Origin of the sequence: Micromonospora avicenniae (genome assembly GCF_900156065.1) — a bacterium.
GTDB lineage: Bacteria > Actinomycetota > Actinomycetes > Mycobacteriales > Micromonosporaceae > Micromonospora > Micromonospora avicenniae.
In genome coordinates this window covers 154,387-171,910 of record NZ_FTNF01000008.1, presented here as the reverse complement: position 1 = coordinate 171,910, position 17,524 = coordinate 154,387, and the positions used below count along the sequence as shown (strand labels likewise).

13 protein-coding genes are annotated in these 17,524 nt (G+C 70.3%); 3 read left to right on the top strand and 10 right to left on the bottom strand.

Annotated features, from left to right (window positions below):
• Positions 1-126 precede the first annotated feature (126 nt).
• Positions 127-519: a hypothetical protein gene (locus BXA10_RS31885; protein WP_076470971.1), complete on the top strand. Its 393-nt coding sequence runs from the start codon at positions 127-129 to the stop codon at positions 517-519.
• 166 nt (positions 520-685) lie between these two features.
• Here BXA10_RS31885 and BXA10_RS15060 read toward each other — a convergent pair whose 3' ends face one another.
• From BXA10_RS15060 to BXA10_RS15015, 9 genes are all read right to left on the bottom strand, one after another.
• On the bottom strand, positions 686-2,440 hold the full coding sequence (locus tag BXA10_RS15060) for a dipeptide ABC transporter ATP-binding protein (RefSeq protein WP_076470970.1): 1,755 nt from the start codon (positions 2,438-2,440) through the stop codon (positions 686-688).
• Positions 2,437-4,101, bottom strand: coding sequence for an ABC transporter substrate-binding protein (locus BXA10_RS15055; RefSeq protein ID WP_076470969.1), 1,665 nt, complete (start codon positions 4,099-4,101; stop codon positions 2,437-2,439). Before BXA10_RS15055 ends, BXA10_RS15060 begins: the two co-directional genes overlap by 4 nt.
• Before the next feature lie 28 nt (positions 4,102-4,129).
• Positions 4,130-5,122, bottom strand: coding sequence for an ABC transporter permease (locus BXA10_RS15050; protein ID WP_076470968.1), 993 nt, complete (start codon positions 5,120-5,122; stop codon positions 4,130-4,132).
• Positions 5,119-6,057 carry an ABC transporter permease gene (locus tag BXA10_RS15045; RefSeq protein ID WP_076470967.1) on the bottom strand — a complete coding sequence of 313 codons (939 nt, stop codon included), beginning with the start codon at positions 6,055-6,057 and terminating at the stop codon, positions 5,119-5,121. Before BXA10_RS15045 ends, BXA10_RS15050 begins: the two co-directional genes overlap by 4 nt.
• A gap of 404 nt (positions 6,058-6,461) precedes the next feature.
• Positions 6,462-7,913: a hypothetical protein gene (locus tag BXA10_RS15040; protein WP_084752813.1), complete on the bottom strand. Its 1,452-nt coding sequence runs from the start codon at positions 7,911-7,913 to the stop codon at positions 6,462-6,464.
• A gap of 169 nt (positions 7,914-8,082) precedes the next feature.
• Positions 8,083-9,258: a glycoside hydrolase family 3 N-terminal domain-containing protein gene (locus BXA10_RS15035; RefSeq protein ID WP_245828254.1), complete on the bottom strand. Its 1,176-nt coding sequence runs from the start codon at positions 9,256-9,258 to the stop codon at positions 8,083-8,085.
• A gap of 863 nt (positions 9,259-10,121) precedes the next feature.
• Positions 10,122-10,718 (bottom strand): TlpA family protein disulfide reductase, encoded by a 597-nt coding sequence (locus BXA10_RS15025; protein WP_076470965.1) that lies wholly within the window; start codon positions 10,716-10,718, stop codon positions 10,122-10,124.
• The gene (locus BXA10_RS15020; RefSeq protein ID WP_076470964.1) at positions 10,715-11,146 is read right to left on the bottom strand and encodes a hypothetical protein; all 432 of its coding nucleotides are present in this window, start codon (positions 11,144-11,146) and stop codon (positions 10,715-10,717) included. Before BXA10_RS15020 ends, BXA10_RS15025 begins: the two co-directional genes overlap by 4 nt.
• A gap of 80 nt (positions 11,147-11,226) precedes the next feature.
• Positions 11,227-13,287: a M6 family metalloprotease domain-containing protein gene (locus BXA10_RS15015; RefSeq protein WP_076470963.1), complete on the bottom strand. Its 2,061-nt coding sequence runs from the start codon at positions 13,285-13,287 to the stop codon at positions 11,227-11,229.
• 352 nt (positions 13,288-13,639) lie between these two features.
• On the opposite strand from BXA10_RS15015, the gene BXA10_RS15010 reads away from it, so the two are divergent.
• Both BXA10_RS15010 and BXA10_RS15005 read left to right on the top strand, forming a co-directional pair.
• Positions 13,640-15,676, top strand: a complete 2,037-nt coding sequence (locus BXA10_RS15010; protein WP_076470962.1) for a hypothetical protein — start codon at positions 13,640-13,642, stop codon at positions 15,674-15,676.
• A 216-nt stretch (positions 15,677-15,892) separates the two neighbouring features.
• The gene (locus tag BXA10_RS15005) at positions 15,893-16,378 is read left to right on the top strand and encodes an Hsp20/alpha crystallin family protein (protein ID WP_076470961.1); all 486 of its coding nucleotides are present in this window, start codon (positions 15,893-15,895) and stop codon (positions 16,376-16,378) included.
• A gap of 82 nt (positions 16,379-16,460) precedes the next feature.
• On the opposite strand, the gene BXA10_RS15000 is transcribed toward BXA10_RS15005, so the two are convergent.
• Positions 16,461-17,441: a cation diffusion facilitator family transporter gene (locus BXA10_RS15000; protein ID WP_076470960.1), complete on the bottom strand. Its 981-nt coding sequence runs from the start codon at positions 17,439-17,441 to the stop codon at positions 16,461-16,463.
• Between the last annotated feature and the right edge of the window lie 83 nt (positions 17,442-17,524).

Sequence of the window (17,524 nt, the reverse complement as noted above, 5' to 3'; positions counted from 1 at the left end):
GTCCTGCCGCAGTCACGTCGCGCCGCTCCGGCACTCACCGCCGTCGCTCCACTGTAGAGTTTCATGCTAGGCTCTAGCATCGATGATCATCGTTTGATGATCGGCATGCCGAACTGGGGAGTGACTATGAAGTTCTCTGGCAAGAAGGCGTCTCTGCTCGCGCTGAGCGGCCTGGGGTTGGCACTGGCTGTGCCCGCGGCTCCGGCGGCTGCCGCTCCCTCCGTGACGACCGTGGCGGCCGGACCCTCCGCAGCTCCGGCGGCGGGCTACTCCACCTCGTGCGCGACCGGGCGGATCGAGTCGATCGCCGCCAACCTGCCGATCCGGACGTACCCCTTCATCGACGCGCCTCTGATCACCACGGCGCAGAAGGGCTACCAGTACAACTGCGTCCAGGACTACTACGCCCTCGGGGACCGCTACACCGCCTGCGGGGTGAGCGGGGCCAACGGCTGGCTCCTGATCGACTTCGGCAGCCAGATCGGTTACGCCTACATGACCTGCCTCAAGGACGTGTGATCGCCGCCACGCCGGCCGTCACGTCACCGGCGCCGTCCGGCGGGTGAGCAGGTCGAACGGAGGAGGCATCCGGGCCGGGTGCCTCCTCCGCTGGCGTCTGCGCCGACGGACGCCGGCCGGGTCGCGGGGTCCTCGGACCGCCGCCTGTCGCCGAGCGGTCGCGGCGTCAGGCGGCGAGCCGCTGCCGCGCCGCGCGCCGCTGCGCCTGCCGCGCCGGGTCGGCGACCGGGGCCGAGGCCAGCAGCCGCGACGTGTACGGGTGCTCCGGCGCCCGCAGCACCGTGGCGGCCGGTCCCTGCTCGACCATCCGGCCGTTGTGCAGCACGGCCACCCGGTCGGCCAACTGGTCGACCACCGCCAGGTCGTGGCTGATGAACAGGCACGCGAAGCCGAACCGTTGCTGCACCGAACGGAACAGTTCCAGGATCCGCGCCTGCACCGACACGTCCAACGCGCTGGTCGGCTCGTCGGCGATCAGCAGCGCCGGGTCCAGTGCGATGGCGCGTGCGATGGCCACCCGTTGCCGCTGCCCGCCCGACATCTCGTACGGATAGCGGTCACGCATGCGCCTCGGCAGCTCGACCGCCTCCAGCAACTCGTCGACCCGTTCGCGCTGCGCGTCCGCCGCCAGGTCGGTGTGCAGCGACAGTGGCTCGGCGATGCTCGCGCCGATGGTCCGCCGAGGGTTCAGCGACGACGCCGGGTCCTGGAACACGATGCCCATCCGTGCTCGCAGTCGTCGCAACTCCCGTCCGTGCAGCGCCCGCGCGGCGGCGCGGGTCACGTCGACCCCGACCACTTGCACGGTGCCGGCGGTGACCGGGACCAGGCCTGCCAGCGCCCGCCCGATGGTGGACTTGCCGGAGCCGGACTCGCCGACCAGGGCCACGACCTCGCCCTGCGCTATGTCCAGGGAGACGCCGTCCACGGCGCGGACCCGCCGGTCGCGGCGGCGTCCCGGGTACTCGACGACCAGGTCGCGTACCCGCACGGCCGGTTCGTCGATCGTCGCCGTCTCCGCGTGGGGCGACGGTGGCCGCGCCGGCGGCTCCGGCTGTCGCGGCTCGGCGGACGCGGCCCCGGGCAGCCGCAGCTCCGGCAGCTGCGGTACCGCGTGCAGCAGCGCCCGCGTGTACTCGTGTCGCGGGTCGGCGAACAGCTGCGCCACGGGTGCCTTCTCGACGAGGCAACCTTCGCGCAGCACCACCACGTCGTCGGCGAGGTCGGCCACCACGCCCATGTCGTGGGTGATCAGCAGGACTGCCATATCGAGGCGGGCACGCAGGTCCCGCAGCAGGTCGAGGATCCCCGCCTGGACCGTCACGTCCAGCGCGGTGGTCGGCTCGTCGGCGATCAGCAGGAGCGGGTCGCTGCTGATCGCCATGGCGATCATCGCCCGCTGGAGCTGGCCACCGGAGAGTTCGTGCGGATGCGCGCGGGCCACCCGTTCGGGGTCGTTCAGGCCGACCGCGGACAGTAGCTCCCGCACCCGGGCGGCGGCGGCGCGGCGGCTCACCTCCCGGTGGGTTCGGATGGCCTCCGCCACCTGGTCTCCGATGGTGAAGACCGGGTTCAGCGCGGTCGTCGGCTCCTGGAAGATGGTGCCGATCCGGCCGCCCCGCACCTCCCGCAGCAGCCGGGGTTCGGCGCCGACCAGCTCCTCACCGGCCAGGGTGATGCTGCCGCTCACCCGGGCGGTGGCGGGAAGCAGACCCAACGCGGCCATCGCGGTGACGCTCTTGCCCGACCCGGACTCGCCGACCAGGGCGAGCACCTGCCCGCGCCGCAGCTCGAAGGTGACCTCGTGGACCGCCTGGTGCGTCTCGCCGTCCACCTCGAACGCCACGGCCAGCCCGGTCACCGCGAGCAGCGGTGACCGGGTGGCCGTCGCGAGGGACGGCTCCGAGTGGGAGACCGTCATCGCTGCTTCAGCGATACCTTCAGGTAGTTGGGGTACGCCGGGAACGAGGGCACGAAGAAGTTCTGCACGAGCGAACCGTGCAGGAACGAGTTCCTCGTGTAGACCAGGGGCACCACCGGCGCGTCCTGCATGATGCGCTTGTCCGCCTGCGCCCACAGGGCCTGCGCCTTGGCCGGGTCGGTCTCGGCGGTGGCCTGGTCGATCAGCTTGTCGACCTCGGGCTGGGAGTAGCGGGCGCTGTTGTAGCCGCCGCCACCGATCTGGCTGGACGCGAAGAGCGGCTGGATGTTGCCGTTCGCGCTCGGGAAGTCCGGCTGCCACGAGGCCAGGGTCAGGTCGTAGTCACCGCGGTCGCCGCTGATCTCGGCGGTCCAGGCGGTCTCGTCGACGGGCTTGATGGTCACGGTGATGCCGGCGCGCTGCAGACCCTGCTGGATCGCCTGCGACTTGGCGAGGCTCTGCTGGTCGTTCTCGGAGAGCAGGGTGAGGGAGAGGTTGGCCTGGCCGGCCTCGGCGAGCAGCTGCTTGGCCTTGGCGACGTCCCCGGACGGTTCGGCCGGGTAGAGGTTGTAGTCGGCTCGACCGGCGATGCCCGGCGTGATCAGGGTGGTGGCGAGCTCGCCGCCGATCGCGCCGCCGGAGGCGACCTGGTAGGCCCGCTTGTCCACGGCGTACTGGATGGCCTGACGGACCTTGACGTCCTTCAGCGGCCCACGCCGGGTGTTGATCGCGAGGTACGCGAGCGCGCCCGCGTCCGAGGTGACCAGTCGCTGCTTCGCGGCGGGGTTCTGCTGGACCTGGACGAGTTGGGCCGGGGGTACGAAGCCGGCGCCGAACGCGGACTGGTCGTCACCCGAGTCGGCGATGAGGCGTTGCGCCTGGACCGTCTCGTCCTGGCCGAGTTGGAAGACGACCTCGTCGGGTCCGCCGCTGCGGACCGAGTCGGTGGTGGCGTCCCAGTTCGGGTTGCGGCTGAGCTTCACCGCGACCCCCTGCTGGTACGACGCGACCTGGTAGGGGCCGGAGGCGACCGGGTTCTGGGCGTACTTCCGCGGGTCGTCCTTCGCCTTCGGCACCGGCGCGAACGCGGGCATGGAGGCGATCCAGGGCCAGTCCCCGTAGGCCGTCTCGAGGTGGAAGACGATGGTGCGCGGGTCCGGTGTCTCGATGGACGCCAGCTCCGACCCGGAGTACGGGCCCTTGTACTCGGCGCCACCGACCAGCAGGCTCTTGTGGTAGCCCAGACCGCCGGAGAGTTCGGGGGCGAAGGAGCGCTCGATCCCGTACTTGATGTCCGCCGTGGTGATCGGGTTACCGTCGGCGTACTTCAAGCCGTCCTTCAGGGTGAAGGTCCAGGTCTTGCCGCCGTCGCTGGTCTTGCCGGTGTCGGTCGCCAGGTCCGGCACCACCTGCGCCGGCTTGCCGGGCTGGACGTCCCAGGTGGTGAGCCGGCGCAGGACAAGTCCGAGTGTGGTGATCGCCAGGTTCTGGCTCTTCGCCGGGTCGAAGACGATGTCGCTGGCCGCGCTGAGGATGGTCAGCGTGCCACCCTTCTGCGTGGCCGTGGTCGACCCACCGGAATCGGTCGCCCCGTCCGGGTTCGCGTTGCACCCTGCCAGGGCGAGTACGGCCGCGAGCGCCAGGACGCCACGTCTCTTCATCAGAGTGTTTCCTTTCGTTGTCCGGCGCTCAGCGCGCCGCTCGCGGATCCAGGACGCCGTAGACGAGGTCCACCAGGAAGTTGGCGAGGATGATCAGGAACGCGGAGAAGAGGGTGATCCCCACGATGAGCGGAAGGTCGATGTTGCCGACCGCGTCGAGCAGGAGGGAGCCGAGCCCGGGCATGCTGAAGACCCGTTCGGTGATGACGGCGCCGCCGAGGAGGGTGCCGAGATCGAGACCGAAGACGGTGACGACCGGGATGAGGACGTTGCGCAGGCCGTGCCGGCCGATCACCCGCCACTCCCGCAGACCCTTCGCGCGGGCCGTACGGATGTAGTCCTCGCTCAGCACCTCGAGCATCTGCCCCCGGGTGAGCCGGGCGTACACGGCCGCGGAGAGCACGGCGAGGACGACCCACGGCAGGACGAGGTGCCACAGCCACTGCACCGGGTTCTCGGTCAGCGGCACGTATCCGGTGACCGGCACCATGTCGAGGGTGAAACCGAACAGCAGGATGCCGAGAAGTCCGACCAGGTAGCTGGGCGCGGAGACCCCCACCGTCGACAGGGTCATCGCCGTCCGGTCGATCGCGCCGCCACGGCGGACGGCCGAGAGGACGCCGGCGCCGACACCGATGATCAGCCAGAGCACCGCGGCGCCGATCGCGATGGAGAAGGTGACCGGGATGCGGTCGACGATGAGTTGGGTGACCGACTCGTTGAGCCGGAACGAGTAGCCGAAGCAGGGTGCCGCGCAGTGCACGGCCGCGGCCCCCGAGCCGAACGTGCGGCCGGCGACGATGCCGCCGAGGAAGCCGAGGTACTGCTGGAGCCAGGACCTGTCGAAGCCCATGAACGCCCGCGCGTCGGCCAGCCGCTCGGGCGTGCAGGGCCGCCCGCAGGAGAGCTGCGCCGGGTCCGACGGCAACAGGTAGAACACGGCGTACGTCAGCAGGCTGATCACCAGCAGCGTGATGAGCATGCTGAGCAGTCGTCCGGAGATCAGGCGGGCGAGTCTCACCGGTTCAGACCTCGCGTTCTGGGGTCGAAAGCGTCCCGCAGGCCGTCGCCGAACAGGTTGAAGGCGAGCGTGACCAGGAAGAGCGCCGCGCCCGGGAAGACGAGGAACATAGGGTCGGTCTGGACCCAGGAGACCGCGTCACCGATCGACCGTCCCCAGGCCGGGGTCGGTGGGGGCACGCCGACGCCGAGGAAGGAGAGCGCCGCCTCGGCGCCGATCATGCTCGGGATCTGGATCGTGGCGTACACGATGATCGTGGCGGAGAGGTTCGGCAGCAGTTGCCGGGTGAGCAGGTGCCACGGCCCGGCTCCGACGGCGGCGGAGGCCACCACGAAGGTGCGTCGCTTCAACACCAGCGTCTGGCTTCGGACGATGCGGGCGATCGAGGTCCAGCCGAAGATCGCCAGAACTCCGACGAGCAGCAGTGGCTTCGGGAGGCTGGTCGGGACGATGGCGCCGAGCGCGATCACGAAGATCAGCCACGGGAAGCCGAGCAGTACGTCGATGACCCGGGAGACGGCTCGGTCGTACCAGCCGCCGTAGAAGCCGGCGGTGAGCCCGATGAGCACACCGAGGAACACCGAGACGGCGGTCGCGCCCACGCCGACCAGCAGGGAGGTACGCGCACCGTGGACCACGATCGCGAACAGGTCGCGGCCGGTCATCGGTTCGACGCCGAACCAGTGCTCGGCGCTGATCCCGCCGCCGAACCCGATCGGCGCTCCCGCCTCGGTGAGGGCGTCGAGGTCGTAGGTGTAAGGGTCCTGGCCGGCGATGGCGCAGAGCAACGGTGCGGCCACCGCGACGAGGAGGAAGAAGGCGACGACGACGGCGCCGGCGACCGCCCAGCGGTCGGCCAGCAGCCGCCGCCAGGAGTTCCGGGACTTCTTGGGCCGGGCCGGCGCCGGCGGCGCGAGTTGAGTGTCGGTCGACATGCTGGTTCCTCACAGGTGCAGGGGCGGGGACGGCTTTCGCTCAGAGCCCCCGACAACACCGCCCAGCCATGCCGACCTCCTCGATCCACGTGCCACCGGCGGCACTGCGCTCGACCGGCGCGGCGACCGACCGCAACGGCCGCCCAGAGCATGCTGCGACAACTGGACGGGCAAGATCCAGCGCAAGAGACCTACAACACACATCGGTTTAGTAGGGAATTCAATCGACACACCCGCCCCTCCCCCTCTCTCCCCCTCCCCAGAAGTAGGGCCTCGTTCACGGAAAGAGTGGCCATTTCCGCTGGGATGGCCACTCTTTCCGTGAACGAGTGCCCGGGGCGAAGCCCTGGGCCCGGTGGCGCGGTCGGCACCACCGGGCGACGCGACGTTGTTCGCCGGGAGCGTCAGGGCTCGATTCCGACGTTGTCGATCCGGCCCCAGATCCGCTCCTGCACGGCCGTCATCGCCGGCCAACGCAGGCCACCCGGCCGTGGGTTGACCCGCTCGGCGTAGGGGGCGGGACGGAACTGCGGCTCGTAGAAGCAGCCGCCGCCGTAGGTCCGGTCGAATCCGGCACAGGAGGCCGCGATCGACGCGGACGTCGGCTTCCGTCCGGTGTGCACCCACGTGTCGAGCGCGGAAATCGAGTTCGCGTACTCCGCGTTGCTCAGGGCGCTGTGCTCGGACTCCCGGGTGAAGGTCTGCACCAGGTGCTCGTCCCGGCCGGCGCCTCGAAGGGTGGCGCGGTAGGCGGCCTCGTGCTCGACGAACGCCGTCGGGTCGTCGATCGCGTGCATCGTCAGCACGGGGATGGAGACCTTGCCGGTGAGGTCGCTGTCGTACGAGAGGTCGCGCAGGGCGGTCGGGTCGGCCGAGAAGCGCTGCACACCCGCGTTGAGCGCCGCGTCGTCGTGTGAGCCGGCGTACCGGACTCCCTGATTGCTGAACGGGTTACGCCCGCCGAGCCGGCCGTGGACGATGTCGCGGAAGGTGAAGGTGGCGAAACGCAGGTGCGACTCCAGGGTGCGCTCCGGAACGCCCGTCACGGCCAGGATGTCGTCGAGGTTGCGCTGCTGCAACGCCGTACGCTCCGCCGCAGCGGAGGCGTAGCCGGTGCACTCCTGCAGTCGGGCGCGCAGCCCGGCGGTGGTCATGGTGGAGCCGGCCCGTAGGCCCTCCCAGAGCGGGTACTGGGGCTCGCTGGGCCGAGGATGGTTCTGGCAGTAGTACTGGTAGACGACGCGCAGGTCGACCCGGTAGTCGTAGCCACGGGAGCCGCCGCCGAGGACGCCGCTGGTGAGCAACGCCCCGTCGTACGGCCCGTGCTCCCCGGCGTAGGTCTCCACGACCTTCGCGGCGACGTTTCCGCCCCACGACTGCCCGTGCACGTACGTCCGCTTCGGCTTGCCGAACTCGCTGACGAAGAGGCGGCGCAGGTTCTCGGTGTCGGCGGCGGCCATCCGTGTGCCGTAGCCGCCCCGGCGGTAGGACGAGCCGGCCCAGGCGTAGCCCTCCTCCACCATGACCGCCCAGCGGTCCAGGTCGTCGACGCTGCGCTGCGGGTCGGACGTGTCACCCAGATCCGGTCCGCCGTGGGCGTGTACGACCAGCGACCGGTTCCACCGGTTGGGGATGGCGATCGCGTAGTAGGCCCCGTTGGCGTCCTGGCCGGTGTAGCAGGTGGCCTTGTCCGCCAGGTTCGCGGGACACGCGGTCACCGCCGGAGCCGGTGCGCTCGCCTGAGCGGCGGGTGCGGTGGTCAGGCTGCCGACCATCGCGCCGACGAGCAGGACTGCCGGTCCGAGTAGGCGGCGGAACGGGCGGACAGGTCTGGTGGTGGTTCTCGACGTGATCACGGCATGACTCCTCGTCCTCACCAGCGCATCGACGCGCTTCGGTGGCAGGTTAGGAGGAGCCGGCGGCTCGGGTGATCATTGCGTTCATACTGTTCATCAACGCTGTTTCCACCGCGCGTGACGACATTTCGCATCGGCGGTGACCAGTGGGGGCACCGGGGACAGTTGCTCAGCCCTTCGGGCGGAGCGTGTCGACCCGGGCGACGGACTGGTCGATCCGCTCGGTGCTGAGCTGACCGCGGCGGACCAGGTCGACCACCGTGTCGAGCGTCTTGTCGACGATTCCCGGGTCGAACGCCTGCTGATTGGCGAAGACGAGCAGGTCGACGCCGGCCTGCAACGCCAGGCGGACGGCGTCGGCGGTGCCGTGCCGGCGGGTGATGGCAGCCGCCTGCATGTCGTCGCTGACCACCGGGCCCTGCCAGCCCAGGTCGCCGCGCAGCAGCTTCGTGACCACCGCCGGCGACAGCGACGCGGGCAGTTTCGGATCCAGCTGTTTGTTGAGCACGTGAGCGACCAGCACCGAGTCCGCCGCGCCGGCCCGGATCAGTCGCCGGAACGGCTCCAGCTCGACGGGCTTCCAGGTGGAGCTGACGTCGACGACCTCGAAGTCGGTGTTGCCGGTGGCGCTGCCGATCCCCGGGAAGTGTTTGAGTGAGGTCTTGACGCCGGCGGCGCGATGGGCGTGGATCTCCTCGGTGGCGTTGCTGACGACTACGTCGGGGTTCGCGGAGAAGCTGCGGTCGAGCCTGCCGATCGCCCGGCTGTCGGGGTTGACGTTCAGGTCGACGACCGGGGCGTAGTTGAGGTTGACCCCGATCCGCGTGAGGCTCGCGACCAGTCCGCGCGCCCAGTCGCGCGTCGCCGCCGGCGAGTTCTCGGCACCGATCTCCGCCTCGGACCTGGTGGCGGGGAAGCCGTTGTTCGGGTTCAGTCGGGCGGTGCGGCCGCCTTCCTGGTCGATCGACACGATCAGCCGGCGGCCCGGTGCGGCGTTCTTCAGGTCTCGTATCAGGGTGGTGACCTGCTGCGGCGAGCGGATGTTGCGCCCGGTGTCCGTCAGCAGATCGCGATCGAAGAGGATCACACCGCCGAGACCGTTCCGGATGGCCCTCACGATCCAATCGTTCCGGCCCACGGAGTCGCCGCGGAAGCCCACCACGAGCAGGCTCGCGATCTTCCGGCGTAGTGCCGCCTCGTCCAGGTTCCCCGTCGTGGCCCGGCCGGTCGGCCGCGGTGTGGGGGGCGTGGTTGACTGGCTGGCCTGGCAGCCAGTGAGTGCGGCCACGGCGGCGGAGCCGGCTCCCGCGAGCAGCAACCGGCGCGGCACACGCACTCTGTCCACGCCTGCACGCTACGAGCCATCCAGGCCTGCCGACGGGTGAACGTGAAGGTCTCACCCGTTCGGTGTGGAGAAGGATCGGCGACGCGGGGCGGGTGTCCGCGACAATCAGCCAGAAGCCCTACCCGGTCCCTCAACAGCTCGAAGACGTCGGCTCTCTCGGCCTATCGGGGTAAGCCGTCGTCACACGACGTTCCTATCGCAAGACGTACTTCAACCTGCCTTGCCCCGGCGCGGATGACCAGTGGTACGCATGCCGGGTCCGCCACCCAGGTACCGCCGGTGAAGACCGACCAGGTCGCCGATGCGCTCCCGGCGGGACAGGCATCGATTTGCACAGTTGTCGTCGTGAGATCGACTGGAGCACCCCAACCGATGCGGGCGCGGTCCTCCCACCCGGGGGCCACCCGCACCTCCACCGCCACTCCGGCTTGCACGTAGAGTCCCCACTTCGCGAAGAGGCGTGTCGGCCCTCGGTCGTCGCCCGTTTCATTGGGTTGCAGGACTCCGGAGGGCACTGCGACGGCGTCCGCAGCGATGCGATAAGACTGGGACGGCGCCGCCATCGTGCCGATGGAATCCGTACACGACAAGTGCTGCCCGCCCTGCGGCAACGGGGGCAGGACTGGTGCCCGCGAACCGCCGGGTCCCCCAGATGAGGAGGCCGGGCCGACGTTGGGCAGGGCGTGGTCGTCGTTGGAAGTGCAACCAGCCGCCAGCATCAGCAGACAGGTAACCACCGCGAAGAGCTCGGACCGTCGAGTAGCTGGCCGCACCACTCGATCTTTTCAGGTATCGATGGCCGGAACCAACCCCTCGCCATCGATACCTATTACGTCTGGCTCGCCTCGACCCGCTGTCCCCGCCTACGAAGCCAGCACCAGCTCGCGCAGCTTGCCGTCGAGGGCGGGCGCGTCCACCCCGCCCGGCCAGCCGCGCAGCAGCGTGCCGCCCTTGGCGATCATCACCACGCCCGGGGGCTCGCGGACGGCGTACGACTGCGAGATGATGCCGTCGTCGTCGACCACGACCGGGTACTCCACCCGGTGTTCCCGCAGGTACTGCTGCAGATCCTGGGTGGTGTCCTCGACGGCCACGCCGACGAAGACGACCTTGTCCCGGTGGGTACGGGCCAGCTCGCTGAGAGCATTCTGCCGCTCCGCGCAGACGGTGCACCACGAGCTGAAGAAGACCAGCACGACCGGGCGCTCGGCCCACAGGTCGGCGAAGGCGACGGGACTGCCGTCGGTGAGGGTGCCGGTGACGGCGGGTGCGCCGGGCAGCCCGGACGGGGGCTGGCGCAGCGCGAGGTTCGCCGGCGCTGGACCGGGCAGCGCGGCGGCCCCACCGGCGACCGGCTCCGGCCGCGCCGGCGGCTCGTCGCCCGAGCAGGCGGCCGTGGAGAGCGCCACCGCCAGCGCCAGCGTGACGGCGGCCAGGCGGGCTGCGTACCCCCGGGTCATGAGGGCACCACCGCGACCAGCGCCGGTCCTTCGCTGTCGTTCGGGGTGAGCGCGATCGGCGGGTGACCGTCGACCACCAGCCGGTACGCGCTGCGGTCGGCCACCGTGACGGGAACGGCGAATTCGCAGTACGTGGGCACGCGGGTCACCTCCAGGTCCTCCTTGAACGTCGCCACGGACGTGCCCGACGGCAGCGCACCCTCGGCGAGGGTACGACCATCGGGGTCGATCACCTGGAACGGTGACCGGTTGTGGAAGTGGGTGTAGGGGCCGGTGCCGGCACACTCCACACCCTCCGGCCGGATGTTGATGTCCCGGACGAGCACCCGCACGGTCATCGCCGAACGGGCCTCCTCGGCGTCGTCGCACGCGGTCAACGCGCCGGCGGCGAGTGACGGTAGCAACAGCGCTGCCAGCAGACGCCGCATCTGTCCTCCAGATCGTTCGGGGCCGGGGGGCCCGGGGGCGGTGGGCACGTGATCATCCCACCGCCCCGGGCCGTACGTGGTCAGCCGAGCTGCGCGCGGGGTCGCTCGACCCGGCACTGGCTGGTCACGGTCTTGCTGGGGTCGCTCTCCGAGGTGGCGGTGAGCGTCACCAGGGTGGTCGCCGTCGCGCCGGCGTTGGCGCCGACCGAGACGTCGACCGGCGTGTTGCCGCCGAACTCGGCCGTGGCCAGTTCGTTCGGCAGTTCCACCTTCCAGCCCTTGCCTCCGACACTCGCCGAGAGCCGGTACACGTCGGACTTCAGGTACGCGCTGGCGTCCTCCGGGTGCTGCTGCTCACCGGCCACGTACTTGCCGGTGTTGGTCAGGTCGAAGGTGCAGGTCGCGCCCTTGCCGCTCGGCTTGCCCTGGGTGACCAGGTGACCCTTGGACAGCTGCACACCGTGCTGGCTCGGGCCGGCGCCGTCCAGCGAGCGGACCGCCACCGTGTACGACAGCACGCCGTCGTTGTCACGGCGGAGGTTGAGCACGTAGAAGTGCAGCCGGTTGGCCTCGTCCACGTACTCGTACTCGCTGCCGGAGTTGGCGCCCGCGTGGAACAGCGCGTCGGACAGCTGCCGGTAGTCACCCATGGTGATCTTCTGCGGGGTGCCGTTCGGCTGGTAGAAGTCCACCATGTCGATGTCCTGCGGGTTGGCGTCGACGACCCAGACGAACGGCGCGCGGTCCGCGTTCTTCGTCTTGCTGATCAGCACGCCGTTGTCCGGCGTGAACGAGTCCGCTCCCATCCGGTCGACGACCTCGAGGGTGTAGTTGTTGAATCCGCCGCCGTCGCAGAGCGGGTCGGTGGTGGTGCTGCACGCCGGGGAGCGGTCTGCGTCCATGGCGATGTTGATGCCGGTCAGCCCGCCCTCGCCGGCGTCGACCGCGCGAGCGGTGACGTCGGCGACGACCATGCCGGAGCTGCTCAGCGCCTCGCGCGACAGCCGCAGCGCGTGCTCCTCACCGAGGAGCCCGATCTTCAGCTTGTCGCGCAGCGTGTGCAGCGAGCCCATCGAGCCGCCGTTGACCGGGGGGATCTGCCAACGGGTGTGCGGGCCGCCGGGACCGTTGAAGGATCCACGCGACATCATGCTCCAGATGCCGGAGTATGCGCGGCGCAGCGGCGTGCCGTACGGGTTGTTGTAGTTGTCGCCGATGCTCAGCAGGTGGCTCAGCTCGTGGGCGTACGTGCCCTGGCCCGAGCTCTCCGCCTGGGTCGACGAGCCACCGCCCGCGTTCGGCCAGATGGTCGAGGCGGCCTTCCAGGACGTCCAGGGGACGTACCGGGTGGACGCGTAGTTCGGCATGCTGGGGTCCGGCGGGCCCCACGCGTCGGGCACGTCCTCCTTGGTCTGGAACATCATCTGGCCGAATTCCTGCCAGGTGGAGGACTCGTCCTGACCGGCGGAGAGGATGAAGACCAGCTCGAAGCTGTCGGCGACCTCTTCGCCGACGGCAGCGCGCCAGGCGCCCAACCCGTCGGTGCGGATGTTCTGGCTGCACGCCTCCCCGGACGGGCACGCGCCGGCGTTGAAGCCGTTGTCGATGCCGTACTGGTAGGACTTCGACGGCATCTTGTACGGGCCGAACCCGGTGAGGTCGACGCCGTAGCGGCCGTTGGAGTCCTGCATCCAGTACTCGTGCAGGGTGTGGCCCTTGTTCAGGTCGCCCGGCTTGTTGAGGAAGTCGGTGTAGAACTTCGCGACCTGGTCCCGCGGCACGTTTGTGGCGTTCGCCTGCGGGTTGCCGAACACCGACGAGCCCGCCGGCTGGGTGATGACGAACGGCTGGTCCACGTAGTCCAGGGTGACCAGCGCGATGTTGAAGTTGCGGACGGATCCCCGGACGTTCGGGTCGGCCCAGTTCTTGTTGGGCACCGCCTTGTAGTCGTCCCAGGTCATCGTGTCCGGGTTCTGCCAGTTCTGCGGATCGAGCACCTGGAACGGGGCGGGCCCGTCCGGCGGGTGGCCGCCCGGCGTGGCGTTGGCCGGCCCGGCGGCGCCGGTCGCGACCAGAACGGTCGCGGCCGACGCGGCCAGTACCGAACGCCACACCGTGCGCCTCGAGGGCAGAAGGTGCATCAGATCACCTCTCAGGTGGGGGTTGGAGAAGGCGGGCGATCAGAGGTCGATGGTGCTCACCGTCCACATGATCACTCCAGATTTCGAATCTATGAGTCGGCCCGTTCGTGGTCACTGTGCAGATGTCGGTACGTGGACCGGGGCAGCCTTCGACAGGTGTAGGAGAGTGTTTCGCTTCCGTCACCGGCGGGACCTCGCGTCCCGCCGCCGCGCGCCCTCACCCGTTGATCACCTCTTGCCGATGGTGCATCCCGGGCGTAGGAAGAACACCACACCCCACCCGGATGGTGTCCACGCCCGGCCTCCCCACCGGGTTGTCCGTCCACAGAGTCCACCGTCGAAGGAGATGCGTGTGACCACCGCCAGACGGTTCCGTTTCACCGTGTCCGCGGTGGTAACCGCCGGCGTCGTGCTACTCGGCACGGCCGCCGCCGCGGCACCACCGACGGCGCCGACGAGCGCCGACACCCACGGCACCTGCGACCCGATCGACCCGACGGCCTGCCTGCTGCCCTTCCCGAACGACTACTTCACCGTGCCCGACCCGGCCAGCCCCACCGGCAAGCGGGTGCAGTTCCCGGCCGCCGCGATGCCCGCCAACCTGCAGGGCGTCCCGATCGACCCGACCGAGTGGAACCGGCAGGACGGGTTCAGTCCCGGGTCACCGATCCTCGTGCACGTGCCCGGCCTCGACGCGACGGCGACCGGAATCGCGCCGGTCACCGACGTCGGCCGCTCGCTCGCGCCGGACGCGCCGATCGTGCTGCTCAACAGCGCCACCGGCGAGCGCACGCCGTACTGGGCGGAGCTGGACGCGCACGCCACCGGCCAACCCGACCGGCAGCTGCTCATCATCCGACCGGCGGTGGCGCTCACCGAGGGCGCCCGGTACGTCGTGGGCCTGCGCGGCATGCGGGACGGGAAGAAGGCACTGATCCCGACGCCGAAGGCGTTCAAGGCGTACGTGACCGGTGCCGGCCTCGGCCGTGGGGACCGCCGGGTGCCGCAGATGAAGCGGGTCCTCGCCGACCTGACCAGAGCCGGCGTCAAGCGGCACAGCCTCTATCTGGCCTGGGACTTCACGGTGGCGAGCCGGCAGGGCCTGACCGGGCGGATGCTGGCGATCCGCGACGGCGCGTTCGCCGATCTCGGTGCCGCGGCACCGCAGATCACCGTCGACCAGGTGACCGACTACACGCCGCAGCAGGATCCACGGATCGCCCGGCAGGTGGCCGGCACCATCGGCGTACCGTCCTACCTGACCGGCGACGGCGGCCCCGGCTCACGGCTGCACTACGGGCCGACCCGTGGCGACGGGACGCCGCCCGCCAGGTACGCCCTGCCCACACCGTCCGGCACCACGTTGCGGGCGGACTTCGTGTGCAACATCCCGCGCAGCGCCTCCGCGGCCCGCCCGGCGCACCTGTCGCTCTACGGCCACGGGCTGCTCGGCAGACCGACCGAGATCAACGCCGGCAACGTCAAGACGATGTCGGCCACGTACGACTTCACCTTCTGCGCGACCAGCTGGATCGGCATGGCCGCCGCCGACGTCCCGTACGTGTCCGGCACCTTCGCCGACCTCAGCGCCTTCCCCGCCGTGGTGGACCGGCTGCAACAGAGCTTCCTGAACTTCCTCTTCCTCGGTCGCGCGATGATCCATCGGGAGGGATTCGCTGCCGACCCGGCGTTCCAGGACGCCGACGGGCGACCGCTCATCGATGTCGCGGGCGGACTGCACTACGACGGGAACAGCCAGGGCGGGATCAACGGTGGCGCGCTCACCGCCATCGCCCAGGACTGGACCCGGTCGGTGCTCGGCGTACCGGCCATGAACTACTCGACCCTGCTGCAGCGCAGTGTGGACTTCGCCCCGTTCCAATCGGTCATGGACGGGTCGTACCCGGACAAGGTCGACCAGCAGCTGATCTTCGCCCTGTTGCAGATGCTGTGGGACCGGTCCGAGGCCAACGGGTACGCCCAACACATGACCGACCGGCCGCTGCCGCGCACCCCGGCACATCAGGTCCTGATGCACGTGGCCTTCGGCGACCATCAGGTCTCCCCCGCCGCCGCCGAGGTGCAGGCGCGCACCATCGGGGCTCGCCTGCACACCCCCGCCATCGCGGACGGTTGGTCGCTCGACGCGAAGCCGTACTGGGGAATCAGGCCGATCTCGAGGTATCCGTACAGCGGGTCGGCGATCGTGATCTGGAACAGTGGTGCGACCTCCGCTCCCCCGACGACGAACCTCGCCCCGGCCGGTCCGGAGTACGGCGAGGACCCGCACGAGTTCCCCCGCGCCCAACCCGGAGCGCAGCAGCAGAAGGCGACGTTCCTGCTCACCGGCAAGATCGTCGACGTGTGCGGCGGGGAACCCTGCGCCTGACGCGCGCCCGCCCGACGCGGCCTGGGCCGCGTCGGGCGGTCCGTCGACGAGCAGACCCGTCAGTTGAACCGTCGCACCCAGCCCGCCGGGCAGCCGTCTTCCTGCCGCCACCACCTCTCAGCACGTTTTCCGTGAGGACGGGAATTGAGTCGGGTCGGCTCAAGTTATACGAGGTGCCGGCCAGTTGGCCGACGTGAGAAACGTGGAGGAGACGACATGAGCACGGTGTCGTTGTGGACCCGGCGGGACCCGTTCGCAGAGTTCGACGCCCTGGTGCGGCAGGCCTTCGGGCCGGTCGTGACCCGGCCGGCCGGCTTCGTCCCGGCCGCTGAGGTCACCCGCGACGGCGACGACGCGGTGGTGCGGCTGGAGCTGCCCGGGTTGGACCCCGAGAAGGACGTCACGGTCGAGGTCGACCGGGACACGCTGGTCGTCCGGGGTGAGCGGCGCGACGAGCGGGCGGAGGACCGCGACGGGCGCAGCCTGCGGGAGGTGCGCTACGGGTCGTTCCGCCGCTCCTTCCGCCTGCCGACGCACACGACCGCCGACGCGGTCAGCGCCTCGTACGACGCCGGCGTGCTGACCGTACGGGTCGGAGACGCGTACGTCGGGCGCGGCGCCCGGCGCATCCCGGTCAGCTCGGCGGGCGAGCAGACCGCCGTCGAGGCGGGCAGCGAGCAGCCGGAGCAGCCGACGGCCTGACCGAACACCGAGACCACGCCGGCCCGGTCCCCCGCCCCTTGGGGACCGGGCCGGCGTGTGTCCGCAGGTGGCGGGCGCCGGATCAGCCGTCGGCAGGTTCGGTCGGATCAGGCCGGCTACGTGGGGTGGCCTCGGATCCGCCGCCTCCGGTCGGGTCGAGGAAGACGTAGCGGATCGTCGGGAAGAGAGCGATCAGGCGCCGCTCGGCCTCGTCGGCGGCGACCTCGACGTCGGTGCTGCTAGCCGTCGACACAAAGTCGATCTTCGCGGCGACGAGGATGGTGTTCGGGCCGAGGTAGAGGGTGAGCAGCTGCTGCACCTGTTCCACGGCGGGCACCGCGAGCAGTTCGTGCTTGATCCTGGCCCGCCCACGCTCCGGCACGCCACGGCCGATCAGCAGGGTGAGGTTGCTGTAGCCCAGAACGGCGGCCACGCAGATGAGCAGCAGGCCGATGGCGATCGACGCGAGGCCGTCCCAGAGCGGGTTGCCCGTCGCGTCGGTGAGGGCCACCCCCGCGCCGGCCAGCGCGAGGCCGACCAGGGCCGCGGCGTCCTCGAAGAAGACCGCCCTGGTCGGGGTGTCGGAGCCGTAACGCACCAGCAGGAGCGGCGGCACGACGAACCGTCTGGCTCGGGCCTGGATCTGGCGGACCGACCGCGCCAGCGAGATGGACTCGAGGACTGCGGCGACGAGGATCACGAGGTACGCGAGGAGCGGCTGCTGCGGTCGCTCGGGTGACCGGATCGCCTCGACGCCCTCCTCGATGGAGAGACCACCGCCGATCAGGAACGTGGCGACGGCGGCGAGCAGCGCCCAGATGTACGTCTCCCTGTCGTGCCCGAACGGACGCTCCTCGGTGGGTGGCCGGGCACCGCGGCGCAGACCGACGAAGAGCAGCACCTCGGTGCTGGTGTCGGCCAGCGAGTGCATGGCCTCGGCCAGCAGGGCCGCCGAGCCGGTGACGAACCCCACGAGGCCCTTGGTCACCGCCACACCGAGGTTGACCGCGCCGGCCAGGATGACGGTCCGGAGATTCCCTCCGGCTTCCGGCGATTCGGACATGTCCGCAGCTTATTGCCCGGCGAGTGGCCGGATCGACGGTCGGGGAAGACGAGAGGACGAGGGGTGGCCGGGCGCGCGAGCAC

What these genes read in the sequence shown, in the direction of transcription:
- BXA10_RS15015 (WP_076470963.1), bottom strand. Translation starts at nt 13,287, where the DNA reads ATGCACCTTCTGCCCTCGAGGCGCACGGTGTGGCGTTCGGTACTGGCC.
- BXA10_RS15045 (WP_076470967.1), bottom strand. Translation starts at nt 6,057, where the DNA reads ATGTCGACCGACACTCAACTCGCGCCGCCGGCGCCGGCCCGGCCCAAG.
- BXA10_RS15020 (WP_076470964.1), bottom strand. Translation starts at nt 11,146, where the DNA reads ATGCGGCGTCTGCTGGCAGCGCTGTTGCTACCGTCACTCGCCGCCGGC.
- BXA10_RS15000 (WP_076470960.1), bottom strand. Translation starts at nt 17,441, where the DNA reads ATGTCCGAATCGCCGGAAGCCGGAGGGAATCTCCGGACCGTCATCCTG.
- BXA10_RS15060 (WP_076470970.1), bottom strand. Translation starts at nt 2,440, where the DNA reads ATGACGGTCTCCCACTCGGAGCCGTCCCTCGCGACGGCCACCCGGTCA.
- BXA10_RS15055 (WP_076470969.1), bottom strand. Translation starts at nt 4,101, where the DNA reads ATGAAGAGACGTGGCGTCCTGGCGCTCGCGGCCGTACTCGCCCTGGCA.
- BXA10_RS15025 (WP_076470965.1), bottom strand. Translation starts at nt 10,718, where the DNA reads ATGACCCGGGGGTACGCAGCCCGCCTGGCCGCCGTCACGCTGGCGCTG.
- BXA10_RS15005 (WP_076470961.1), top strand. Translation starts at nt 15,893, where the DNA reads ATGAGCACGGTGTCGTTGTGGACCCGGCGGGACCCGTTCGCAGAGTTC.
- BXA10_RS31885 (WP_076470971.1), top strand. Translation starts at nt 127, where the DNA reads ATGAAGTTCTCTGGCAAGAAGGCGTCTCTGCTCGCGCTGAGCGGCCTG.